Origin of the sequence: Flectobacillus rivi (genome assembly GCF_030056655.1) — a bacterium.
Classification (GTDB): Bacteria; Bacteroidota; Bacteroidia; order Cytophagales; family Spirosomataceae; genus Flectobacillus; species Flectobacillus rivi.
The window spans coordinates 139,158-164,168 of record NZ_JASHIE010000017.1; the positions used below are offsets into that span (position 1 = coordinate 139,158).

At 37.9% G+C, this 25,011-nt stretch carries 16 protein-coding genes; 12 read left to right on the forward strand and 4 right to left on the reverse strand.

Annotated elements, in window-relative coordinates:
• Positions 1-23: 23 nt before the first annotated feature.
• From QM481_RS21380 to QM481_RS21415, 8 genes are all read left to right on the forward strand, one after another.
• Positions 24-782 (forward strand): alpha/beta hydrolase family protein, encoded by a 759-nt coding sequence (locus tag QM481_RS21380; protein ID WP_283383252.1) that lies wholly within the window; start codon positions 24-26, stop codon positions 780-782.
• Positions 783-1,049: 267 nt separating this feature from the next.
• Positions 1,050-1,535 (forward strand): hypothetical protein, encoded by a 486-nt coding sequence (locus QM481_RS21385; RefSeq protein WP_283383253.1) that lies wholly within the window; start codon positions 1,050-1,052, stop codon positions 1,533-1,535.
• Positions 1,536-1,726: 191 nt separating this feature from the next.
• Entirely contained in the window at positions 1,727-2,488 is a 762-nt protein-coding gene (locus tag QM481_RS21390) for a DUF4262 domain-containing protein (RefSeq protein ID WP_283383254.1), read from the forward strand.
• Between the two features lie 136 nt (positions 2,489-2,624).
• Complete coding sequence (locus QM481_RS21395) at positions 2,625-3,137, forward strand: alpha-ketoglutarate-dependent dioxygenase AlkB (RefSeq protein ID WP_283383255.1); 513 nt, start codon at positions 2,625-2,627, stop codon at positions 3,135-3,137.
• Positions 3,138-3,240: 103 nt separating this feature from the next.
• The gene (locus tag QM481_RS21400; protein ID WP_283383256.1) at positions 3,241-3,945 is read left to right on the forward strand and encodes a DUF4166 domain-containing protein; all 705 of its coding nucleotides are present in this window, start codon (positions 3,241-3,243) and stop codon (positions 3,943-3,945) included.
• Between the two features lie 139 nt (positions 3,946-4,084).
• The gene (locus QM481_RS21405) at positions 4,085-5,440 is read left to right on the forward strand and encodes a M24 family metallopeptidase (RefSeq protein WP_166550362.1); all 1,356 of its coding nucleotides are present in this window, start codon (positions 4,085-4,087) and stop codon (positions 5,438-5,440) included.
• Positions 5,441-5,864: 424 nt separating this feature from the next.
• Positions 5,865-7,634 carry a tetratricopeptide repeat-containing sensor histidine kinase gene (locus tag QM481_RS21410; RefSeq protein WP_283383257.1) on the forward strand — a complete coding sequence of 590 codons (1,770 nt, stop codon included), beginning with the start codon at positions 5,865-5,867 and terminating at the stop codon, positions 7,632-7,634.
• Between the two features lie 121 nt (positions 7,635-7,755).
• Entirely contained in the window at positions 7,756-10,731 is a 2,976-nt protein-coding gene (locus tag QM481_RS21415; RefSeq protein WP_283383258.1) for a glycoside hydrolase family 2 protein, read from the forward strand.
• Positions 10,732-10,869: 138 nt separating this feature from the next.
• On the opposite strand, the gene QM481_RS21420 is transcribed toward QM481_RS21415, so the two are convergent.
• Positions 10,870-12,924, reverse strand: coding sequence for a M48 family metalloprotease (locus QM481_RS21420; RefSeq protein WP_283383259.1), 2,055 nt, complete (start codon positions 12,922-12,924; stop codon positions 10,870-10,872).
• Positions 12,925-13,220: 296 nt separating this feature from the next.
• On the opposite strand from QM481_RS21420, the gene QM481_RS21425 reads away from it, so the two are divergent.
• The 4 genes from QM481_RS21425 (at position 13,221) to pheT (ending at position 21,955) form a co-directional block, all read left to right on the forward strand.
• Positions 13,221-15,194 carry a DUF3858 domain-containing protein gene (locus QM481_RS21425; protein ID WP_283383261.1) on the forward strand — a complete coding sequence of 658 codons (1,974 nt, stop codon included), beginning with the start codon at positions 13,221-13,223 and terminating at the stop codon, positions 15,192-15,194.
• 220 nt (positions 15,195-15,414) lie between these two features.
• The gene (locus tag QM481_RS21430; protein WP_283383262.1) at positions 15,415-17,379 is read left to right on the forward strand and encodes a DUF3858 domain-containing protein; all 1,965 of its coding nucleotides are present in this window, start codon (positions 15,415-15,417) and stop codon (positions 17,377-17,379) included.
• 4 nt (positions 17,380-17,383) lie between these two features.
• Positions 17,384-19,300 (forward strand): DUF3857 domain-containing transglutaminase family protein, encoded by a 1,917-nt coding sequence (locus QM481_RS21435; RefSeq protein ID WP_283383263.1) that lies wholly within the window; start codon positions 17,384-17,386, stop codon positions 19,298-19,300.
• A gap of 231 nt (positions 19,301-19,531) precedes the next feature.
• The gene (gene pheT, locus QM481_RS21440; RefSeq protein WP_283383264.1) at positions 19,532-21,955 is read left to right on the forward strand and encodes a phenylalanine--tRNA ligase subunit beta; all 2,424 of its coding nucleotides are present in this window, start codon (positions 19,532-19,534) and stop codon (positions 21,953-21,955) included.
• 230 nt (positions 21,956-22,185) lie between these two features.
• On the opposite strand, the gene QM481_RS21445 is transcribed toward pheT, so the two are convergent.
• The 3 genes from QM481_RS21445 to QM481_RS21455 all read right to left on the reverse strand — a co-directional run bounded on the left by QM481_RS21445 (position 22,186) and on the right by QM481_RS21455 (position 24,932).
• The gene (locus tag QM481_RS21445; protein ID WP_283383265.1) at positions 22,186-22,452 is read right to left on the reverse strand and encodes a hypothetical protein; all 267 of its coding nucleotides are present in this window, start codon (positions 22,450-22,452) and stop codon (positions 22,186-22,188) included.
• Between the two features lie 98 nt (positions 22,453-22,550).
• Positions 22,551-23,492 carry a metallophosphoesterase gene (locus tag QM481_RS21450; RefSeq protein WP_283383266.1) on the reverse strand — a complete coding sequence of 314 codons (942 nt, stop codon included), beginning with the start codon at positions 23,490-23,492 and terminating at the stop codon, positions 22,551-22,553.
• Between the two features lie 624 nt (positions 23,493-24,116).
• On the reverse strand, positions 24,117-24,932 hold the full coding sequence (locus QM481_RS21455; RefSeq protein WP_283383267.1) for an aldo/keto reductase: 816 nt from the start codon (positions 24,930-24,932) through the stop codon (positions 24,117-24,119).
• Positions 24,933-25,011: the final 79 nt, after the last annotated feature.

The following is a 25,011-nucleotide window of genomic DNA, read 5'->3' on the forward strand; positions in this document are numbered from 1 at the left end:
CGCCATCATAACCCCACAACCTAATGAATCAATTGCTTTTTGTTCTCATCATAAGCTTTTTTACAGATTTGAGTAAACCTATTGCTTTTAAGTCAGAAAGCAACTTTAGCCCTGATACACTGAAATGGTATGACCAAGCTCGAAAACGAGAAATCCCTATTGCTATTTACCAACCCAAAACTGTTAAGAAAACTCCTAAGCAGAGACTGGTAATTTTTAGTCATGGTTATGGACAAAACAGAGGAGGAGATTACCTGATGTATTCTTACGTGACAGAATTCTTGGCTTCAAAAGGATTCTTTGTCGTTAGTATTCAGCACGAGCTTGCTACAGATAGTTTGATACCCTCGACAGGTAAGCCTCAAATCGTGCGACGACCTTTTTGGGAACGTGGTGCCGACAATATTCTGTTTGTGATTCATGAACTTCGAAAGACGCATCCTGAACTAGATTATCATCAAATTACCTTGATTGGGCATTCTAATGGGGGAGATATGACGGCTTTGTTCCCGCAAAAATATCCTAATATAGTGCATAAGATTATAACCTTAGACAATAGAAGAATGGCATTGCCAAGAACGGCTAAACCCCAAGTATATTCTCTACGGTCGAGCTACCAACCAGCAGACGAAGGAGTTTTGCCGACGGAAGAAGAAAGAAAAAAGATTGGTGCCAGAATAATCACCTTAGCCAATACCAAACATAATGATATGAATGATGATGCCACAGATGAGCAACGCAAAGAGATTCAAAACTATTTACTATCGTTTTTAAATGACTGAAAGTAATTTGTATGGCTATGAATAGAACCTCATAGAGATGAGTAATCAGCGATTTTCTATGAGGCTAATTCAGCCAATTTACATCAGCATAAATATATTTTTTGTTGTATCAACATACATATCCCGTATAATAGTTTTCCAGTATTTGATAGGATAATTATCAGTTTTTAAACCCTATTGTTCTATATTTGGATTAAGTAAAATGCATTATATTTTAAGATTATAAAAAAATTAATCAACACTTATCAAAACTTAAACACAATACCTATGAAAAACCTATTATTAATCATCCTCTCTTCTTTTTTTGTGGCTTGTAGCACTATCGATGATGTACCGCTTTGTTATAATATTTCAGCTAATGTAGACTTTTCGGTAATTAATGCCCAAAATGAGGATTTACTAAATCCATCCAATCCCAACCGTTTGCCCGTATCAGGCATTAAAATCTTCTTCGTTGTCAATGGGAAAAGCCAAGAAGTAAGTAATCCAATGGCAGATAATCCTTCTGGGTTTAGAATTTATAAACGTGATGATGAAGCTAGATATAGAATTGGCATTAGTCTCAATCATGCAGAAACGGTAGAAAAACCAATCACCTATATTCAATGGAGTAATGCTGATATAGATACTCTAGAGGCTTCCTTTGAGAGAAATCCATGTGGTATAGCACAGCAAGTGATTTGGCTCAATGGCAAAAAAGTTTGGGAAGCTCGTAGCAGTACCTCAAGTCCCTATTTTGTGAAACAAATGTGAGTAGGTGGCAAAATTAAATCTATTTTACCTGCTTTAAGCTTTATGCCATAGGTTAAAAGTTAAAACGTGCTTCTTATGAAATAATGGAGACATTTAGCATAATGCCTATGGCTTATAGCTCAAAGCGTAGTAATTCAATCTTATCTTACATTATTGCTTGATTCTAAATTAATGCTTAGGGTGCTTTTAAAATGAAAAACGAACATAACTGTATCAATAAAAACGACTTACTGGAACGAACCAAGCAAGATATTGTGCAATTTGGGCTTCAGGTAATATCGGTTACCTCAACCGACTATTCGCCTTCTTTTTCTTACAGTATTGGCTTGACTCAAACGTACCAACATCCAGAAATTATTTGTTTTGGACTGTCTAGCAGTTTAGGTCATGAAATAATCAATGACATAGCGTCTATGATTAAAAATGGAACAATATTCGAAGACGGAAAGATTTATACAGACATTTTTCAAGACAGTAAAGCTACTTTTATAACTGTTGACCAAAGTAACTTGGAATACTACTTTGGTGAAGGGCTAAACTACTATCAAGGTGATACGTTTACTGCTTTAGAGCTTATTTGGACTGACCGAAACGACTTATTCCCTTGGGAGGAAAATTTTGAAGAGGAGTTTTTGTACAAACAGCCTTTACTCGACAGAAACGTAGAATTCAAATTTAATGAACCTCACAATTTGAGCATTTTTACGACTCGTCAGTGGCTCGAAGAACATAAGCCGATTTTAAGGGTGCTACATGATCATGATGGAGATTGGCAGTTTTTGACAGGTGACCAAATGCCCGAAGACATACGGGTGGTAGCTCTTTCTGAGATAGTCCGCAGTGACCAGACCTTAAATGAGATTTTTGACCTAGAATACGGCGAAGAAGCCGAAAGAGCATCCGTTAGTGAAGAATGGGAAAGAAATTCACTTGAAGAATATGAGGAGGAGTAGAGGATTATAAGTCATTATTATTGATTGAGATGAGTGCGATACTAGCTTTCTCTTTAGATGAGATTATTAAGTTTGACTTAAAAGCAAAGTAATGGCTGAGATAGCCTTGGTAGGAAATTGTAAAACTACTATAACAATGGATGGAATTACATATATCGAAAACTTTGTAAATAATCCTAGCGAGTTGTATGATAAATTAGTCACAACTGTCAAATGGGATGAGCGTATGTCTGCTCGAAAAACGGCAAGTTTTGGGAAAGCCTATAATTATTCACAAATTGAATATCCTTATCAAGCGTTTTTGCCTGAACTATCTGAAATATTAACCCAATTAGCGCCAATTATCGGCTTTATCCCCAATAATTGCTTACTCAATTATTATGTAGATGGCAAATCAAAAATGGGATATCATTCAGATCAAACGGATATATTGGAACCCAATACTGGCATTGCGATCGTTTCGATTGGAGAAGCTCGAGTTCTAAAATTCAGAAATATTGAATTTCCTGACCAATTTCTAAGCTATGAATTGACTTCAGGAAGTTTGGTATATATGACTCAAGAAATACAAAAATATTGGCAACATTCTATTCCAAAGTCAGATACCGAAAATGGCAGAATAAGCTTAGCTTTCAGACAAATACGATAAAAGTAAAGACAGATAGAGGTGAATTAACTTTATAAGAATGTAACAAGTCAACAATGATGTTTTCTCTTTTAAAGTCTGTGTGTAATAGTTTAATTTCTAGAAAATGCTTCAATCAGCACAAATACCAACGCATATTTCAGCCTACAAAAGACAAATGGGGGCAGAGTACGAAAAACTACATCCAGAAATCCAAAAACGTTTTGATTTTTCTACCTCCAATAACATCGCGTTTATTGGGAGAGGAGTTATGGAGCATATTTGGAATGGAAACAAACTTGCCGTTTTTGTATTAAAACTCTTATCCAAAAGCAATATTCTTTTTCCTAGAACGGGTCAAAATATCTCTTACGAAATACATAATTATCCCTACATTGATGATTTTGGAAGAGAAGTACATTCAATGAATAGAGTGTTTTATTTTACAGATGAAGAGCAACGTTTCGATGGAACTGCTACCTATAGCGAGTCCAAACAGCAAATAGTAGAGTATTTGGGACTCGACCACCGTATGATTTTTGAAATGGGACTAAAGGCTGAAAATGGAGCAATCAGATTTACTTCTGGCAGACAGTTTGCTTTTCTGGGAAAATTGAAAATTCCAGTCCCGAGTCTGATAAGAGGAGATATAGAGCTTTTGGAATGGTATGATGATGAAAAGCAAAAATTCTATTTAGATTTGAAGGTAACAAGTAAATTATTAGGTCCTCTTTTTGGCTTTACAGGGTGGTTTGATGCCGAATACTTGGTATTTAAAGAACCTACAATACCTCAAAAATTTAAACCGATTAGAAAGGAAAACCGAGAATAAGCAACACTTTATTTAGTAGATAAACACAACTACCTTCTACTCCTATTTTCAAAACTCATGATTCTGGTTTAGATTTAGGGAAAATTCACACTATCAACAAATTGTGGTGTTTTTCACCCTCACTTACTTCAAAACTATCATGAGAAAAATTGTCCTATTACTGGCAATACTGCTTGGTATTGCTCCTGCCTTTTCCCAAGAAGTTCCTAAAATTTTACCGCTGAAAGAACGTGCTGTATTACAAGATGAATTGCTTGATGAACGTTTTAAAAGCGTATTGCCTAATCTGATGCGCAAAAATGGAATTGATATGTGGGTCATCATTGCCAGAGAATACAACGAAGATCCTGTTATCAAAACCATGTTGCCATCCACTTGGCTCAATGCTCGTCGCCGTACAATTTTGGTTATTTATGACAAAGGCGAATCACAAGGTCTTGAGGCTTTGGCTGTGGCTCGTTACAATGTAGGCACCATTTTTAAATCGGCTTGGCAACCCGAAAAAGAAGCGAATCAATGGAAACGCCTTATTCAAATCATCGAAGAAAGAAAGCCTAAGAAAATCGCATTGGACGTGTCAGAGCAATACGCACATGCCGATGGTTTGAGCCATTCGGAACATGAAGCTTTGATGAGCAATATGCCTGCTGAATACAAAAATAAAGTCACTTCTGCCGAACGCCTCTGTGTAGGCTGGCTCGAAACTCGTACGCCGCGCGAAATTGCTTTATACGAAATGTTAGACAGAATCACTCATCAAATCATTGCAGAGGCATTTTCTGAAAAAGTTATTATCCCTGGCGTTACTACCACCGACGATGTGGTGTGGTATTTGCGTGAGCGAGTGGCAGACTTGAAGCTTGATACATGGTTTCACCCAACGGTAGACATTCAACGCCCCGACCCAGACAAAGTCAACTGGCCGTATGACCGTCGCCCCGACGTGGAGGTGATTATGCCGGGTGATTTATTGCATTGTGATTTTGGGATTACGTATTTGCGTCTTAATACCGATGTTCAAGAAATGGCGTATGTGTTGCGTCCAGACGAAAAACAAGTACCCGATTATTTGAACAAAGCGTTTTCAGCTGGCAATAGACTACAGGATATCATGACTGGCTTTTTTAAGGTGGGAATGACAGGGAACCAAATCTTGGCATTATCCTTACGCAAAGCCGAACAAGATGGTGTGGTTGCTCAGATTTATTCGCACCCAGTGGGGTATCATGGACACGCAGCTGGTCCTGCCATTGGTATGTGGGATATGCAGGGTGGTGTGCCTGGCACGGGAGAGTACTCCATTAATGAGAATACAGCCTATGCTGTCGAACTAAATGCCAAGGTAAAAATACCTGAATGGGGTAATAAAGAGGTACGTGTAATGTTAGAAGAACAGGGACTTTTTATCAATGGAAAAGTACACTATATCGATGGACGACAGAAAACCTTACTGACCATTCCGAGGAGGCAAAAAGTAGAACATTTAGGGCAGTAATGTATAAGAAATAGGGCTTAGAAATAATTTTTTAAGCCCTATTTTATGATAAAAAATGAATCTTATTAAAAGGCGTTCGTATTCTATTTTATTTTTAATGTTTTATTTTGCTCATATAATTGGTTTATTCTTCGTTAAAAAAGGTGAAAAAATAAAAATGAAGAATTTTGACTGCTTAATAATGCTTGTGTTTTCGGAAAAACTCTGTAACTTACTTTTGATTCCGAGTTTACAATACTCTAAGTACTAACTGATGTTTTTACGATTAATACTGATAACCGTCTTTTTAAATCCATACTTAATTTTTTCACAACAAAAAAAGCTAGATAGCTTACTTTTGGTGTGGAAAAGGGATTCTGTTCGTATTACTCAAGCACCAGATTCAAATGCTGTTAAATTACTAAATTCGATAGGCTATGAATACATGCAAAGAGCATCAGCAAATACGATAAAACTCTCAAATACTGCCTTTATTCTTGCTGAAAAAATCAAATATGATAAAGGGCAAACAACGGCTCTTGCCAATCTTGCTCGATATTATTATGTCAAATGTGATTATGAACTTTCGTTAAGATATCTTCTAAAATCTTCAGCCATCAGTGACTACATTCATGATTTGGATGGTAAAGCTAGTATGACTAATCTTCTGGCGCTTATTTATCTTGCTCAAAAGAAATATATTCCAGCAAAAAAAGAACTATACACCGCTATTAGTCTGAATAAAAAGCTCAATAATACCCAACGGTTAGCAGCAAACTACTTCAATTTAGCTCTGGCAAGTAAAGAACTCAAGCAGTCAGATAGTACTTATTACTATATTCAGTTATCCAAAAAACTTGCTATCAAAAATAATGATGAGCATCTTATTGCGATGAGTAACAATCGTTTAGGGGAGTTCTATTGTTCGAAAGGTCGTTCAGAGGAAGCTGTTTTTTATTATACGTCTGTCATTAAGAATCCAAAGTATCAGAATGATTGGGAGAATAGCTTTGCCTACACAGGTTTAGCCAAATGTTTTTACTCAAAAAAGAAGTACAACGATGCCGTTTCGTATGCCCATAAAGGTTTAGAACTGGCCCAAAAAACCAATACGCTTTGGGATATCCACATGGCGCTTAAGGTACTTCATGAAGCTTATCACGCTGCAGGAAAAGATGCATTAGCCTACAGATATCAAACGTTAGAAAAACAGTATAGTGATAGTCTTTCTAACGAAAAAACAGAAATAGAGTTAACGAGCTTATCCCTCAAGCGTAAGCAGGCCGAAAATGATGCTCTGATGCGTAAAAATCAGGTAGTACAGCAAAAGGCCGCTAATAGCCAAATGCTGATGATATTAATCGCTTCGGTTTCGGCATCTTTATTTATTATTTTAGGATTAAATATTTGGAATACGCGTAAAAAACAGCGCTTATACAATGATATTCAGGAAAAATCTGAACAGATTTTAGCCCAAAGCCACTTGATTGAAAAACAGAATGCAGAGCTTTTGGAGTCAAATAGAACAAAAAATAAGCTTTTTTCGATTATAGGTCATGATTTGCGCTCGCCTTTTGCTACCATTTTAGCAAGTTTTAGAATGTTTAAAACAGGCTATTTGGGTGAAGCTGAAAAGGAAATGATTTTAGATAAAATCTATGAACAGGTAAGTGCCACCTCCGAAATGATAGACCATTTGCTGACTTGGGCAAATAGTCAAAAAGAAGGTCTAAAAACCCAAAAGCAAGAGTTCTGTTTGAGTCAAAAAATGGAACAGATTATAGAGGTGTTTAGTAATACTGCCGAAAACAAACAAATCTTGCTTACACACGAGTATACTGAGCCTGTATATATTTATGCCGACCCAGACCAAGTACATATCCTTTTTCAGAATCTTGTAGCCAATGCCATCAAATTTACCAAAGCCGAAGGTACTGTCACTATTACTTATCAACAAAGTTCGAGTGCGATTGTGGTTTCTGTAAAAGATAATGGAATTGGAATGTCACCAGAAAAACTCTCACAATTATTTACGATGACAGGTAAAGGGATATCAACGTATGGAACCAAATATGAAAAGGGGCTAGGGATAGGTTTAAGTCTTGTCAAACAGTTTGCTGATCTTAATGGTGCTAGTATTTCGGTAAAAAGTGAGGAAAATATCGGTACAGAATTTACCATCTCTTTTCCCAATCCATCTTCACATCAGGCATAAAAGTATTGAGTAAAAGAAAAGCTTAATTGTCTTTGTATGAACAAACCTGAAATCTATTTAGAATTGCCGAATGGCTGATTCTGAGGATTATAGCTTTATTCAAACAAGATAAATTATGCCAATGTCTTCCTCTCTATTACCTAAAAAGTCACTTTTAGGCTTTTTACTGCTATGTTTTGTTTTGCCAATTTGGGGACAAAACACACGAGCCAAATACAATTTTAACCCTTCTTGGAAACTTTTTGTGGGAGACGCCAAAGGTGCAGAAGCGCCTGATTTCAACGATACAGATTGGAAAGCCGTCACACTGCCACACGCTTGGAATGAGGATGCCGCCTTTAAGGTTTCTATCGATCAGCACCCTACAGGTATTGCTTGGTATCGCAAACATTTTGTTTTACCCAAAAACACACAAGGCAAAAAAATCTTTATCGAATTTGAGGGCGTTCGCCAAGCTGGCGAAGTGTATCTCAATGGTCAGTATGTCGGTATCCATGAAAATGGCATTATGGCTTTTGGTTTTGACATAAGCCCGTGGATCAAATACGATGGCGAAAATGTGATTGCTGTTCGAACGGACAACGCTTGGGATTATCGTGAAAAAGCTACAAACTCTCGTTATCAGTGGAGCGACAAGAATTTTAATGCAAACTATGGTGGTTTGTCCAAAAATGTCTGGTTACATATTACCGACAAATTGTACCAAACTTTGCCCTTATATTCCTTTTTACAAACTTCTGGAACCTATGTTTATGCTAAAAACTTCGACATCAAAGGTAAAAAGGCCACAGTGGTAGTAGAATCAGAAGTGAAAAACGAATTTTCTGAGCCTAAAACAGTTTCATTAGAAGTCGAGATAAAGGATTTAGACGGAAAAATCGTAAAAACTTTTACAGGAAATCCCCAGACTCTTCAACCTACCGAAACAAAAACTTTATCTGCAAATGCACCATTAAGCGACCTACACTTTTGGAGTTGGGGCTACGGGTACTTGTACACCGTAACAAGTCGTTTGAAAGTAAATGGGAAAATCGTAGATGAGCTGCCTACCAAAACAGGCTTTCGTAAGGTCGAATACAAAGATGGAATGGTGTACCTCAACGACCGAGTACTCATGATGAAAGGGTACGCCCAACGAACTAGCAACGAATGGCCAGCCTTGGGCTTGTCGGTACCGCCTTGGTTGAGCGACTACAGCAATGGCTTGATGGTGGAAAGTAACGCCAATTTGGTAAGATGGATGCACATTACACCTTGGAAACAGGATATAGAATCCTGCGATAGAGTTGGCTTGATTCAGGCAATGCCAGCAGGCGATGCCGAAAAAGACGTGGAAGGTATACGCTGGACACAACGCACACAGGTGATGCGCGATGCCATTATTTATAATCGTAATGCGCCGAGTATCTTTTTCTATGAATCTGGTAACGAATCTATTTCCGAGAATCATATCGCTGAAATGAAAGCCTTGAAAACGCAATACGACTCATTTGGGGGGCGTGCCATAGGATCAAGGGAGATGCTTGATAGTAAAATTTCGGAATATGGGGGCGAAATGTTGTATATCAACAAAAGTGCCCATATTCCGATGTGGTCGATGGAATATTCTCGTGATGAAGGATTACGAAAATATTGGGATGAATTTACGCCTCCTTTTCACAAAGATGGTGATGGCCCTTTGTATAAGGGTGCTTCAGCGCGTGAATACAACCGTAACCAAGATACCCACGCGATCGAAGACGTAATGCGCTGGTATGATTACTGGAGAGAAAGACCTGGCACAGGTAAAAGAGTGAGTTCGGGTGGCGTGAATATCATTTTTTCAGATTCAAATACCCATTTTAGAGGCGCCGAAAATTATCGTAGAAGTGGCGAAGTAGATGCGCTACGAGTTGAGAAAGATGGTTTTTATGCCCATCAAGTAATGTGGGATGGTTGGGTCGATACCGAGAAATTTCGAGTACATATTATTGGTCATTGGAATTACCAGACTGGCACTGTAAAAGATATCAATGTGGTGGCATCGGGTGAAAAAACAGAACTATTTGTCAACGGTAAATCACAAGGCTTTGGTGTTCGTAGCAGTAATTTCTTATTTACTTTCAAGAATATTACTTGGCAAGCTGGAAGCATCAAAGCAGTAACTTACGATGCTAAAGGCAAAGTTTTGGCACAAGACGAAATCAAAACTGCTGGAGTGCCAGTAGCACTTCGTTTGACAAGTCGTGGCAACCCGACAGGTTTTCGTGCTGATGGCGCAGATGTAATTCTGGCTCAAGTAGAAGTTGTAGACAAAGATGGAAATCGCTGCCCAACGGCTTTAAATATGGTTCATTTTACTTTGACTGGCGAAGCCGAATGGCGTGGAGGAATTGCTCAAGGACCAGATAACTATATTTTAGCCAAAAGTCTACCTGTAGAATGTGGTGTCAATCGGGTATTAATTCGCTCGACCACAAAAGCAGGGAAAGTTCAACTTACCGCAAATGCCGAAGGATTAAAAAGTGCTGAGTTGAATTTTGAAACGACTCCCGTAAAAATCAATGCAGGCTTGAATGAACAATGGCCTTCTGATGGGTTAAAACCATTGTTGACAAGAGGCGAAACACCACAGAGTCCTTCTTTTACAGCTACTCGAAAATCGCTTGAGATTGCCGATATTGTAGCTGGCGCTAATCAAGAAAAAGCCCAAGCAAGTATCGATGATAACGAGTTGAGCGATTGGATCAATGATGGAAAAATCAATACAGCTTGGATAAAATATACACTTAAAGCTCCTTCGACACTCGATGAGGTAAATATTAAACTCAATAACTTCCGAACCAAAGTGTATCCGCTCCGTATTTTGGTTGATGACAAAATTGTGTTTGAGGGAAATACCGAAAAGTCATTAGGTTATTTCAAAGCGCTTTGCAAGCCAACCAAAGGAAAAGTCATTACGATTCAATTAATGAATGAAAATTCTGGAAAAGACGATTCACAAATTGGCGTAGAAATGGGTGGTAAAAAACTCGACGATGGTATTGCCAGAAACGATGCCAATGCTAAAGGGAATTTGAGTATTATAGAAGTAGAGTTTATCGAAAAAGTTAAATAATAATAGGGCTGTACAAAGGATTTGTCTGATTGCGGAGTTGGGTAAATTGAGCTAGTTTAAATCTAATCTCAAAAATCCCAACTCCGCAATCAGAAATACGATATAACAATTAAATCCTTCGTACACCATTTATTACTTTCATTTTAGTTCATTTTCCAACCATGGCAATTGCTCTTGCAAAAAGCTTCGTTTTTCTTCAAAAAATACCTTCCATTCCATTTTTTCAAAGATTTGTATAGCCGTAAAAAGACTATTCAGCGCTTTTGTGTCATATTCGGGATTGCTGAAATACACAAAAGTTCCATCCAAAAACGTTTGACATGATACTCGGTCTTCTGCTTCCCAATATGCCTGCCAACGCTCGACTTCGAGTAAGTGTTGAAGGGCTGATTTAAGCTGTTTTTCAATTGGTAGAAAATCTTCGAAATACGTTATGATTTCCTCAAATGGTGTATTCACATGAGTAAACTGTAAGGCACCATATATTTGTTGAACTAACTCATAATTTTGCTCATGTAGCTGTTGGGTTTCTAGAAGTAATGATAATGCTGCTTCATATTGTTGTCCTTGCCCCTGCGCCGTGGCACGTTGAAAACTAAGCGCTGAAACCCTTTGTTCATGTTCAAATAAGGTTTTTGTACCAGTTTCTAAGGCTTTTTGTAGCTCTTCGAGTAGGTTATTTATCTCCGATTGTGTTACTCTTTTATTGTCATATTCAATAAAATCTGGTATCTCTGGCGACGCAATCAGTTGCTGAAGTGTGTTGATATCATTATTCAAAATAGTTACAGCCTCTAACTTTTCGAATATCTCAGACGAAAATAGACTTTCTGGCTCAATATCTACATTTTTCAAAGCTTCTTCTATTGGAGCAGGGTGGCGCCAATCAAAATATCCTTTATATGCGGGTGCATAGCTATTATGCGTTTTTTCTTCCTGTATTTTATCCACAAATTGTTCATAACTCACCACCTCTGTGGCTTTATCATATTGTACCAACGCAAATAATTGTGCTGTTTGGTGTTGCAGTATATCTTGTGGGTTTTGTAATAAACGAATCGCTAAATCCTGATGCGCTTGTTGTTGGTGAATATTGAGTTTGTGAAGATGTTGCACTCTTTCATTCATGCTTGGGTGAGTAGCCCATTTGTCTTCAACAACGAGTTTGGATTGGCTGATTTTATCAAACTTTTCCAAGGTTACTTGTGGTAAATCACGATTTAGTGGGACATCATTGATTTCGGCAATAGATTTCATTATCCAACTTTGCTGTGGATAAATATTGCTAGTAATCTGTGCTTTACTGATATTTTTTTCATAAAAGTTCAAAACCGTATAATAGGCAGTATTCGCCAAGTCGATTCTTAAAAGAGCATTTGCCAGTGCATCTGATCCTGCCACGTGAGCAGCAATGGCATCGGCATGAAACTCCATTTCGCGCGAAAGTTTGAGGTAATTTAGATTGATAAGTTTGTAGAAAAACTGAAGAATTTTCTGAATACCAATAATGATATAAATCGCCACACGCACCCCCAAGGTAATAATCCAATGAAGATTAGCCCATTTGTCAATCAAAGACCCAAACGAATCATTCTGAAATAAAAGGTTGTGAATGACCTGATTGGCATAATAGACATAGCTACCAATTTTCATGGATTTTTGAGAAAAATGCCCAAATTCGTGTGCAAGCACCGCTTTGAGTTCATCTTGGGTCAGGCTATTCATCAGTCCAATACCGATTTGGAGATTCTTTTTAATCGGTAGAAACATACTCAAAAAGTTTGAGTCATAAAATACTGAAGCATTGACATCGGCGGTGAGATATACTTTTTTAGGAAAGCTCGTACCTACTTGCATGACAATTTCGTCGATGAGTGCAAAGAGTTGCGGCTGGTCGGTTCTCGTAATTTCGGTATAGCCATCGAGATTCGTTTTGTTTTTACTGAATACAAATTTTACCAGAAAAATCAAGACCAATATCCCAACGCTAATGATGCCAGCTCCCAAAAGTATGGTCCAGATACTCACCTTTAGCGCCATTATACTTACTCCAAGTGTACTAAGTACCGCTGTTAAGCCAAGTGCAAGGAGAAACAAGGTGATATACACCACAATAAAAATAAAGATAGATATCGAGGCTTTTATGGCCGCATCTTTGAAGGTTTTTGAAGGAGGAACAACAATTGTACGCATGGTGAAACTATTGAGTTGGAACTAGATTTAGAGAAATACAATCAAATGAAGACTGTTACAAACATACTTTAATAATCAATAGAATAAACACTCCAGAAGCGTTTAAATATTAAACGTTAGGGTATTTTTTAATCTGTAAAAAATCTAAAAAAAAGTATATAAAATAAGCAAAAATATTTTTGATAAATAGCGCTAAAAGCCTCTTAATCAGAAATAGTAAATATTTCTATATAAATTGTTGCTGAAGTTTTTTATTTTCTCTAAAATTGAAATAATAAACTAACTTTTCATACAAAATGAATTATTTTTCTGCACTTAAGTTTAAGGTATTGCTAATTGCTTTAATCTTCAGTTTTAACGGCCTTTTGGCTCAGAAATCACCGATCAAATTTGGTGATATTCCCACATCAGACCTCGAAGCCAAAGTTTACTCGATTGACTCTTCTGCATCAGCAGTGATTCTTTGTGACTATGCAACCTTGACTTATGCCTACTATTCTTCTGGTCTAAAGACCATGTTTACCCACCATCGCCGTATCAAGATTTTAAAAAAATCTGGTTATGATTGGGCTACCTTCGAGACAATAACAAGAGGGGGAAATCAAGAATCTATTTCAGGAATCAAAGGGGCAACGTACCGTTTGGTGGGTGGTAAAGTTCAGGTTGACAAATTGGAAAAAACAGCCATTTTTGAGAACAAATCTGACAAAAACTTTACTTCTCACAAGTTTACGCTACCCAATGTTCAGGAAGGTAGCGTAGTTGAGTTTACGTATCAAATCCAATCCAACTATGATACCGAAATTCCTACGTGGCGTTTTCAGCATTCGATTCCTACGCTTTGGAGCGAGTATTGGGTAAATGCTCCTAATTTCTATATGTTTAGATTACATACGCAAGGGTATGAGCCTTTTGTCATTTCCAAACAAGAGCAATCGAGCCTCATGCTTGAAGGGTCTAGTTATGCAAGTACGGAATATCATTTAGCCGTAAAAGATGCCCCTGCTATCAAAGAAGAGCCTTACACAACTACCATAGAAGACTTTACAGCTAAGATACAGTTCGAAATCGCGGCGTATGTACCACCCAATGGCATTAGTAAAAACTTTTCATTGACTTGGGAAAATTTGGATGCAGCATTATTGGGCTATGACTCGTTTGGTAAACTTGCCAAACCTGATGGCACCGTTAGAGATATTGTACCTTTCCTAAAACGGACAGATTCAGATACTTTGGCGCATTTAAACAAAGTGCTTGATTACGTTCAAAAAGCAGTACTTTGGAACGGTGATGCAAGTATGTATGGCTCGAATACTCGTAAAAAGGTATTGGAAAGTAAGCTAGGAAACTCCGCAGACTTAAATCTTTTGCTAGTAGCTATTTTGAAAGAACTCAAATACGAAGCCCAACCCCTGATTTTGAGTACTCGTAATCATGGTATGGTCAATGAGACACAGGTGTTGGAAAAGCGCTTTAATTATGTGGTAGCTGGCGTTTTGATGCCTAATCAGCAATGGTTGTTATTAGATGCCACCGATCCTATGTGTAAAGCAGGTAGCGTGCCATTTCGTTGTCTTAATCAGCAAGGAAGAATCGTAGCTTCGGGTACTGGAGAATGGGTTGAAATTACCCCGAAAGAAAAATATACTGCCGCTCAAAGCGTATTGGTCACCGTAAAAGCCAATGGCGATGCTGAGATAAAGGGAGATTTACTTTTTCAAGGGTATGCAGCTATGGCTATGCGTAAAGTCTATCAGAAGGAAGGTGAAAAAGCTTTAGGTGAATACCTGAAAAAGGAATATCCCAACCTTCAAATCAAATCCTTTAAAGTGACAGGTCAGAGCAAATATGAAGATGCTTTTACTATTTCTATTGATGCCGAAGTATCAGAAGCTGTCAATATCCTTGGCGAGCGTATGTATATCAAACCTAGCTTTGGCTTAATCGATACCGAAAACCCTTTTCACAATAAAGACCGCAAGTTTCCTGTCAACTTTGGGTATTTGCAGGACGACCTTTCTACCATTATGATCAATCTTCCTGAGGGCTATGTGGTAGAAGAATTGCCCAAATCAGTAAAAGCTGTTACGCCCGACAAAATGGTCAATTATACATATCAAATATTTGCCAATGGGAATCAGATTGCTTTTATGAACAAGCTATTTGTTAAGAAAACGTATTTCTATGCGGAGGAATATCATGATTTGAGACAAGTCTTTGATTTGATAGAACAACGTAACCTCCAACAGATTGTGTTGAAGAAGAAGTAATAGATGTAACGATCCAAAAATTTGAAAACGTCATTGCTGCTATTTTGAGGTCGTCTTTTCTCTTGAAAAGACGACCAATTTGGCTATTAAAAAGTGGGAAAACTATGAGTTTTCTGCGATACGAGTTTATGCTACTCTCGAAATGTCCTTTCTGTAATATCAAAATTGATTCTCATCAAACATATTCTTTCCTGAACAACCCAAATAAACCTTAACACTAATGAAAAAAGTAACTATTTTACTACTAATGCTTTCAATGGCTTTTATGGCCAATGCCCAACAAGACTTGCCTAAGTTTCCACAAGTTACAGTTGAAGACCTGATTAAAAAAGTTTATCCCAAAGACTCTTCCGCTGAGGCTTATATCATGACCAATTATGGAAATGGCTGGGTGTATCAAAATTCAGAAGGTGGATATGAAATCGCCTATCAGCATTTTATAAGAATTAAAATCTTGAAAAAAAGTGCTTTTGAACGTGCTACTAAGGCTCTCTACCTATATATCGACAGCAATCAGCAGGATATTGAACTTGCAGAGGAGGTAAAAGGCAGAACGTATAATTTTAATAAAGACGTCATCGAAATTGATGAGCTTGAAGCAAAGGATATTTTTAAAACTAAATACAGTAAGTCCTTCGATAAAGTAAGTTTTACCTTGCCCAAAGTAAAAGAGGGCTCCATTATAGAATATTCCTATGTGATACGCTCTCCTTTTCCTTTCAAACCCAAAGATTGGGATTTTCAAACAGACATTCCTTGCGAGCGTAGTGAATATACTTTTGGAAGTCCAACCAATTTTGCCTATCGAATGTTGATGCAATATTGTGAAGGAAAACTTTCGGAAGAAAAATGTAATACCTCTGATAATTTTAGATCTTGTAGATGGCTAATGGTCGACATTCCTGCCATGAAACAAGAAAAGTATGTTGCTAATTTAGATGATTTCACTCGTAAACTTCACTTCGAATTAGCCGAATATATTGTACGAGGAATGGATACTGCCAAAAAGCTATCGATGGACTGGCCTGACTTTGATAAACAATTACTCATGGATGATGATTTTGGTGGTCGAATAGGCAAAATATCAGCATTTGATGCTGTTGCTCAAAGTCTAAAAAGTCAGAAAACAGATACCCTTGAGCTTGCCAAAGAGGTGTACAAATACGTTCAAAGTAATTTTACATGGGATGGAAATAAGCGCTTGTTTACTCAAAGTTCACTCAAAGAGGTATTCAATCGCAAAACGGGTTCTAGTTCAGAGCTTAATTTATTACTCATCTCATTGCTCCGTCAGGTTGGCATAGCTGCCAAGCCTGTGGTTATTAGCACTCGTGACCATGGTCGAATTTGGAAGGATTATCCTATGATTTCGAGATTCAATTATACCTTGGCACAGGTAAATATTAATGGACAAAACGTACTGTTGGATGTTACTGACAAAAATCTTCAATGGGGGCTATTGCCAGAGTATTGTATGGTTGGCGAAGGACGCCTGTTGATTTATAACAAATCTCAATGGATACCTATTCAAACTTCAGAGAAAAGTGGTACGAAAATTAACATGGAATTTACGTTTAGTCCCAACGAACCAGAGCTGGAAAGTCAAATTTCATACACAGGAGTAGGTTACCAAGCTATTGATTATCGTTCGCAATACAATACACTAGGGAAAGAAAAATTTATCGAAAAATTACGTAATGGGTTTTCAAGTATCGACAAACCTAAGATAGAACTCGAAGGGTTCATTAATGCTGATGCTGGGAGCCAACCCGTGATTATGATAACTGGTAAAAATACTGAAGGATATAATAAAGTTAATGGAAAAATATACCTCAAAACAATTCCTTATGAAGGTACAACCGAGCATCCTTTTCCTAATGCCGACCGTTCATTTCCTGTTGACTTTACCTATCCAACCGAAGAAGTTATTACTTGCAAATACATTATTCCTGAGGGATATAGCATTGCCGAACTTCCCAAGGGTATTCGGGCAGCTTTGCCGCAGGATGGAGGAAGATTCTATTTCTCTGTAACACAAGACCCCGCAGGAAAAGAGATCAACGTTACAAGCCAAATATTACTCAAAAAATCTATTTATAGTGCCGACGAATATCAGGCTATTCGTTCCCTTTATGACCATATTGTGGCTAAACACAACCAAATGATTGTTCTTCAAAAAAAATAATACTATGATGTTTACTACACGATTGCTAAAAGTTTTATTACTAATGTGCTTTGCTTATCCTATTGCAGCTCAAACAGTTGTTTGGAATGTACAAGGTATTCCTGATAAATTAAAGGAAAAGGCTCACGCAGTAATTCGTACAGACGAAAATCTATTAATTGTAAAAAATGAAGGTTTTTTAACTAGAAAAAAACATACAGTTATTACAATTCTTGATGAAGAAGGGCTCAAATATGGGCATCTCTATATCGATTACAACAAACTTTCGAAAGTAACCGACCTCGAAGGCGTACTTTACGATGCTGCAGGCAATAAGCTTCGTAAGCTCAAAAAAGAGGAAATAAACGACATAGGTAACGTATCAGAAACCAATCTCTTCGATGATTATCGTTATAAATCGGTACAATTCAACTATGCGAACTTTCCATTTACGGTAGAGTATTCCTACGAAGTGTCCGATAAGAGAATGGCTTACTATGAATCATGGTTCCCTGGTGATGATACCGACGATGTGTCAGTACAAGCCAGTAGCTTACAAATAGAGATGCCTGCCAATATGCAATTACGATATAAGGAAATCAATGGCGTGGCATCGGTCGAAAAATCTCAGAATGGTGCTAATACGGTGTATAAATGGAAAGTTAGCAATCTCCCGATTAAGGCACATGAGCCTTATGCTCCTGCTTGGTCTGAGCGTGGCCCGGGTGTTTGGACAGCTCCTGCTACTTTTGAAATGGATGGATACAAAGGTGATTTTTCTTCTTGGCAAAAAGTTGGAGAGTTTGATAATTTGCTCAACAAAGGAAGAGAAACGCTACCTCCTAGAGTAGTGAATGAAATCCAGACACTGGTCAAGGGAGAAACATCACAAGAGGCTAAGGTCAAAAAGGTATATGAATATTTACAACAGCATACCCGATATATCAGTATTCAGCTGGGTATTGGTGGCTTACAACCTTTCGAGGCATCTTTAGTAGCCGAAAAAGGATATGGAGACTGTAAGGCACTAAGTTTTTTTACAAAAGCTATGTTGAAAACTATTGGTGTCGAGTCGCATTATGCTTCGATAAAAGCAGGGGAAGCGACCGCCGATATTCTGACGGACTTTCCAGCACAACAATTCAACCACGTGATTTTGTGTGTGCCTATGCCCAAAGATACCATTTGGCTTGAATGTACTTCTCAGACGAATCCTTTTGGGTATTTATCCAATTTTACTGCCAACCGTCATACTCTTTTGGCTACACCTACTGGAGGCGTATTGGTCAAAACACCTGCTTTGTCTGCAAAAGACAATCAAGTTAGCCGAAAAGTCAAAATGGAATTAGGTGCTGATGGTTCAGCAAAGGCAAAAATTGATGCTAATTTCAAAGGTATCTTCTATGACGATGTCGTTGGTTTAATTCATGAAAATAATCAGGAAAAGACAACGACCTCTCTTTTAAAGAGCTTTTATTTGGGCAATGCACATTTGAGTAAAATTGCATTACAAGAAAATAGAGATAAAATACCAAGTGTTCAAATTGCTTTTGATGCGGACTTGAAGAAATTAACCTCCCCAAGTGGATCGAGATTATTTGTGACTCCATCCATTTTTTACAAAGAAGATGGTGTACCATCATCAGGCTCTGAGCCTCGCACAATGGATGTTGAGCTATTTAATAATATCTCCTATAATGACGAGATAGAAATTCAACTACCAACTTATCAGGCTGTGGAGGCGTTGCCAACTGATGTAAGCTTCACCTCAAAATTTGGAACCTTCCAAGTAAAGTACCAATTACAAGGTACTAAGTTGTTGTTGACTCGTAAGTTTACACGCAATAATGGAAAATATAAGGCCAATGACTTCGCTGAATTAATAGATTTTTACAAAAAAATCTCAAAAGCCGACCGAGCGCAGATGGTTTTGAAGTTATAAAAACCCCTGAATAATCCCTTAATGACCAACTCCGTAAGTTTTTCAAGGACTTACGGAGTTTTTGTTTTAATCAAGCAAGTACAAAAAGCGTAAAACTTGTAACTTTGCGCTCTCAATTACAAATACGGAAAAACAACAACTCATAATATCATTACTCAGGTGCTAAAGCACTTTCCCAATACTTGAGTAAACAAGATTGCACTAGCAAGGTATTATCTAATTTTATACACAATGAAAATTTCACTTAATTGGCTTAAACAGTTCATCGAAATTAATGAATCTCCCGAAGAGCTAGACCAAATGTTGACAGGTACTGGTTTGGAGGTAGAGGGCATCGAGCGTCACGATTCTATCCCAGGTGGGTTACAAGGCTTTGTTGTTGGCGAAGTACTTACTTGCGAACGATTTATGGTGAAAGAAAAGCAATTGAGCCTTACTACAGTAGATGTTGGACAAGAAACTCCCTCACAAATCGTTTGTGGAGCAGCCAATGTTGACGCTGGTCAAAAAGTGATTGTAGCAACAGTTGGAACAACGCTTTATGACAAAGAAGGAAAACCTGTGTTTGCTATTTCTAGTAAAAAAACTTACGGACATTTGTCTGAAGGGATGATTTGTGCAGAAGACGAAATTGGTATCGGATCTTCGCATGATGGTATTTTGGTATTGGATACAGATTTGCCAAATGGTACACCTGCCACCAAATACTTCAACCTTGAGGCAGATTATATGATTGAAATCGGTTTGACACCAAACCGTGCCGATGCTGCATCTCACTGGGGTGTAGCTCGTGATATTAAAGCTGCTACGGGTCGTGAGATTACCTTGCCATCAGTGGAGGCTTTCAAAGTAGACAATACAAATTTCCCAATCGAGCTTGTTGTGGAAGATGCACAGGCTTGTCCACGTTTCTGTGGTGTAACTATCGATGGCGTTTCGGTAAAACCTTCACCAGAATGGTTACAAAATGCGTTGATTACCATCGGTTTGCGTCCTATCAATAACATCGTTGATATTACCAATTTCATTTGTCATGGTTTGGGACAACCCATGCACGCTTATGATTGGAGTGCTATCAAAGGTCAAAAAGTATTGGTAAAAACTTTACCAGCAGGGACTAAGTTTACCACACTTGATGAAGTTGAGCGTACTTTAGGCGAAACAGATTTGATGGTTTGTAATGCTGAAGAACCAATGGGTATTGCGGGTGTGTTTGGTGGTGCTACTTCGGGTATCAAAGACGAAACAACTCGTGTATATTTGGAGGTAGCGTATTTTGATCCTGCTTCTGTTCGTAAAACAGCACAACGTCATGGATTAAAAACGGATGCTTCTTTCCGTTTTGAGCGTGGTACTGATCCAAATGCTAAACTATATGCTTTAAAATATGCAGCCTTGTTGATTCAAGAATTAGCAGGCGGTGTGATTGCTTCCGAAGTTTCAGATTTTTATCCAACTCCAATTCAAGATTTTGTAGTACCTGTAACGTACAGAAATATTGATAGATTGATTGGTAAACAATTAGAAAAAGAGCTTATCAAGTCTATTTTGGTATCGTTAGATATTCAAATCACCGAAGAAACTGAAGCTGGTTTTACAGCGATTGTTCCTCCATACCGTGTTGATGTTACGCGTGAAGCAGATATTATTGAAGAGATTTTACGTGTGTACGGTTTCAACAATATTGAACTTTCAGAAAATTTAGGAACAGACTATCTTTCCGATTTCCCTGCAAAAGACCGTGATAAATTACAATGGAAAATTGCTACAGGATTAGCTGGGAGTGGATTCTCTGAAATCATTACCAACTCTTTGACAAAGCCTTCTTATGCTGCTTTGATTCAAAGTGATTTACAAGGTGAGAATGTTGAAATTCTAAACAAGTTATCAGAAGATTTGGCGGTTATGCGTCAATCAATGGTTTTCTCAGGTTTGGAAGTATTGGCTCACAATATCAACCGTCGCCAGAAGGATTTGAAATTGTTTGATTTCGGGAAAACTTATCATAAAGTAAACGACAAATACGTAGAAAAACGCCATTTAGCGATTTACATAACAGGTAATATTTCGGCAGAGACTTGGCAGGCAAAATCTGAAAAGATTTCTTTCCACACTTTGGCGAATGTAGTTACTAAATTGTTGAAAAGTCTAGGTTTTAAAGATTTCCAAACAAGACCAATCGAAGGTTCTGCTACTTTTGAATATGGCTTGAACTATGTTATCAACAAAAAAGAATGTGTTAGTCTTGGTTTGGTAAAAGCAAAATTGGCGAAGGCAGCCGACGTAAAACAAGCGGTATTCTATGCTGATTTGGATTGGGACTATTTGTTCAAACAATACAAAGAAAACGTGGTATTTACTGAATTGTCTAAATTCCCTGAAGTTCGTCGTGACCTTTCGCTAGTATTAGATAAAGAAGTTACGTTTGACCAAATCCAGAAATTGGCAAAACAGTATGAGAAGAACTTGTTGCGCCAAATCAACGTATTCGATGTATATCAAGGCGAAAACTTGGGCGAGGGTAAAAAGTCTTACTCGGTAAGCTTTATCTTACAAGACAATGAACAAACATTGACAGATAAAGTAATTGACAAAACAATGGAGCGTTTAATGGCTGGATTCGAGAAAGAAATCGGAGCAGTAATTAGAAAATAAATTAGCTGTAGGCTTATGGCAATAGACATTCAGCAAAAATACTTCTTATGCATTAATAGAAGGTTTCCTGCTTAATGCCTACGGCTTATAACCTAAAGCTAGATAAAATAAAAAAGCTGAGAAGACGAATCTTCTCAGCTTTTTTTGTAGTTCATTTTATCAGCACATAAAATCATTTAATAGTGTTTCTGATAACAGATATACTAATAACTTTTACTGCTGAACTTGAACTATTGTAAGGCAGTACTTTTTTGGATAAGCTCATCTATCTCCAATAAAAGCTTTTTACCAAATCCCGACCATGAGTTCATGGTACCGTTCTGGAAAAGTTCAACCAACTGATCAAAACTCACAACATTGTGGTCTTGGAGGAAGCGCTTTAGGTTTTTACTGGCGCTAAGCGTTTCTAAAAAATTTCCTGCGTTTAGTTTCTGCTCCTCGTACTCTTTAATAATCCTGAGTGCATTTAGATATTCAGAATGAGAAATTGTAGGCATTGCTGTTAATCAATAGTTTTTGTGTTACACCTAAAAAGTTGTACCGTGTGCTAGTTCTAGATTCCAATGTGCTAATATACGACATTTTATGGCACAACTTATGGAACAATTAGTTTATCTTTCGAATATAGCACTTTTCCGGTACTATCCACAAAGCTTGTGGTAATCAAATTATCCTTGATTTTGACTGAGGTAAAAGCTGGAGTATTAGTGCCAAAAAGCAAATAAGGATGTTCTTTTCGGACAATATCATTAGCATACGCAGCTCCGCCACTCACCAATAGTTCAGTATCTAGGTCTGGAGCCTTTAGATATTGGCTATTATGGCTATGGCTCGAAATATATAACTGTACTTTGTATTTATTCAATAGGGGTTTGATAATACTAATGATTTCTGCTTGGTCACCTCTACCTGTTCCTGCCGAATACATAGGATGGTGTCCTACCACAATCTTGATTTTCTCCTTACTCACACTCAAGGTACTATCTAACCATTTTAATTGCTTTTGAGTATCCTGCGACAAAATATCCGAGTGCATAAAAGCATTCGTTCTGTGTTCGTTGATGAGTGGCGTAGTATCAATAATCACAAATCGAACATTGTTGTTATTGGCCATTTCACGTACAAAAGAATAATATCTATTAGGCAAAATCCATCGCTTATTGATTTTAGCGTAATCCAATTGTGCTGTAGGATTACCCATATAATCATGATTACCAAGGGTGATATACCAGTTTTTCAAAATATTAGAACCGCTATATACCTGCTCAAAGGATTGTTTCCAGTGCGCATCGTTGACATCGGCTACACCATTTTCATAAAAATTATCACCTGTCGAGAAAATAAAGTCGATGGGTGTTAACTTAGCCGATTTATCCATTTGTTTAGCAATAGAAGTCTGAGCATATTGTCCCATCCTTCCCCAGTCACCTACGATATAAAATGAGGTCTCTTTGGGTAAATCCACGGTTACTTCTTGTTTACAGCTCCAGTAAATTCCAATAGCAAGAATAAAGAATAATAAGGTAAATTTTCTCATGTTGAATTTTCTTATTGGCAAATTTTATTTGAATGTAAAATTCGTTGCATTTTACAAAAAAAAGAAACGTAGATGCTTGAAAAACAATAAAAACTATTCAACGGAAAGGGAACAGGCACAAAGGCACAGAGGGGCAAAGAGGTTTTCAGTAGAGGCGCAATGCTTGTGTCTGGAGGGAACAGGCACAAAGGCACAGAGGGGCAAAGAGGTTTTCAGTAGAGGCGCAATGCTTGTGTCTGGAGGGAACAGGCACAAAGGCACAGAGGCACAAAGGGATTTTCGGTAGAGACGCAATGCTTGCGTCTGTGTAAGGAAACAGGCACAAAGGCACAGAGGGGCAAAGAGATTTTCAGTAGAGACGCAATGCTTGCGTCTGGAGGGAACAGGCAAAGAGGCACAAAGGGATTTTCGGTAGAGACGCAATGCTTGCGTCTGGAGGGAACAGGCAAAGAGGCACAAAGAGATTTTCGGTAGAGGCGAAATGTTTGCGTCTGTGTGAGGGAACAGGCACAGAGGGGCAAAGGGATTTTCGGTAAAGGCGCAATATTTGCGTCTAGTGGTAGAGAGATTTTCTCACACTCTGTGCCTCTTTGCCTTTGCCCCTGTACCCTCTGCCCCTAAAAATCAATAAAACATCTCCATAGGGTCATCGACTACTCTTAATTGTTCATCAAAACCATCAATCAATCGCATATCCTCAGAAGAAATAGCAAAATCAAAAATATCAATATTTTCCTTCAACCGTTTGAGATTGGATGATTTCGGAATAGTAGAAACTCCATGTTGGAGTGCCCAACGTAAAATGATTTGGGCGGGACTTTTTCCATATTTTTCTGCCAAAGCAACAAGTCTTGGGTCAGTCATCTTTTGCCCACGAACTAATGGCGTATAGGCTTGCAACTGAATACCTTTTACTTGACATTCTGTTAATAAATCTTCCAGAAATAAATAGGGACTAAATTCCACTTGATTGACCGCAGGGACTATATTTGCGTATTCAGAAAGCTCCTCTAAGAAAGGGGAAAGATAATTTGCTACCCCAACTGAGCGAACCATTCCTTCTTGATATAGATGCTCAAGAGCCAACCAAGTTTCCTTTCTAGTTGCCTTAACAGGCCAATGCACTAAATACAAATCTATATAATCAATCGATAGTTTTTTGAGACTTTGCTCAAAGGCTCTCAAAGTAGAATCATAGCCTTGGTCTTGGTTATGAACCTTGGTCGTAACAAACAACTCACCTCGAGCGATGTTACTGTTTCGAATGGCATTCCCAATTTCGACCTCATTTTCATACATCGAAGCCGTATCTATTAATCGATAACCTGTTTCTATTGCCCACTCTACGGCTTGTTCAGCTTCTTGGTTGTACATATCATACACGCCAAGCCCCAACAAAGGCATAGTTTGTCCTGTATTTAAAGTTGTATATAACTGCATGGTTGTATGTTAATTATGATTTAGAGAATGAGTGATTTTATCAAGTATTCAGTCGATAGATTATTCAAAAATCACTCAA

Bases quoted from the DNA above. Each gene is read 5' to 3' on its own strand.
- QM481_RS21380 (WP_283383252.1), top strand. From the start codon at position 24: ATGAATCAATTGCTTTTTGTTCTCATCATAAGCTTTTTTACAGATTTG.
- QM481_RS21405 (WP_166550362.1), top strand. From the start codon at position 4,085: ATGAGAAAAATTGTCCTATTACTGGCAATACTGCTTGGTATTGCTCCT.
- QM481_RS21430 (WP_283383262.1), top strand. From the start codon at position 15,415: ATGAAAAAAGTAACTATTTTACTACTAATGCTTTCAATGGCTTTTATG.
- QM481_RS21435 (WP_283383263.1), top strand. From the start codon at position 17,384: ATGATGTTTACTACACGATTGCTAAAAGTTTTATTACTAATGTGCTTT.
- QM481_RS21425 (WP_283383261.1), top strand. From the start codon at position 13,221: ATGAATTATTTTTCTGCACTTAAGTTTAAGGTATTGCTAATTGCTTTA.
- QM481_RS21415 (WP_283383258.1), top strand. From the start codon at position 7,756: ATGTCTTCCTCTCTATTACCTAAAAAGTCACTTTTAGGCTTTTTACTG.
- QM481_RS21400 (WP_283383256.1), top strand. From the start codon at position 3,241: ATGCTTCAATCAGCACAAATACCAACGCATATTTCAGCCTACAAAAGA.
- QM481_RS21410 (WP_283383257.1), top strand. From the start codon at position 5,865: ATGCAAAGAGCATCAGCAAATACGATAAAACTCTCAAATACTGCCTTT.
- QM481_RS21455 (WP_283383267.1), bottom strand. From the start codon at position 24,932: ATGCAGTTATATACAACTTTAAATACAGGACAAACTATGCCTTTGTTG.
- QM481_RS21390 (WP_283383254.1), top strand. From the start codon at position 1,727: ATGAAAAACGAACATAACTGTATCAATAAAAACGACTTACTGGAACGA.
- QM481_RS21385 (WP_283383253.1), top strand. From the start codon at position 1,050: ATGAAAAACCTATTATTAATCATCCTCTCTTCTTTTTTTGTGGCTTGT.
- QM481_RS21395 (WP_283383255.1), top strand. From the start codon at position 2,625: ATGGATGGAATTACATATATCGAAAACTTTGTAAATAATCCTAGCGAG.
- pheT (WP_283383264.1), top strand. From the start codon at position 19,532: ATGAAAATTTCACTTAATTGGCTTAAACAGTTCATCGAAATTAATGAA.
- QM481_RS21445 (WP_283383265.1), bottom strand. From the start codon at position 22,452: ATGCCTACAATTTCTCATTCTGAATATCTAAATGCACTCAGGATTATT.
- QM481_RS21450 (WP_283383266.1), bottom strand. From the start codon at position 23,492: ATGAGAAAATTTACCTTATTATTCTTTATTCTTGCTATTGGAATTTAC.
- QM481_RS21420 (WP_283383259.1), bottom strand. From the start codon at position 12,924: ATGCGTACAATTGTTGTTCCTCCTTCAAAAACCTTCAAAGATGCGGCC.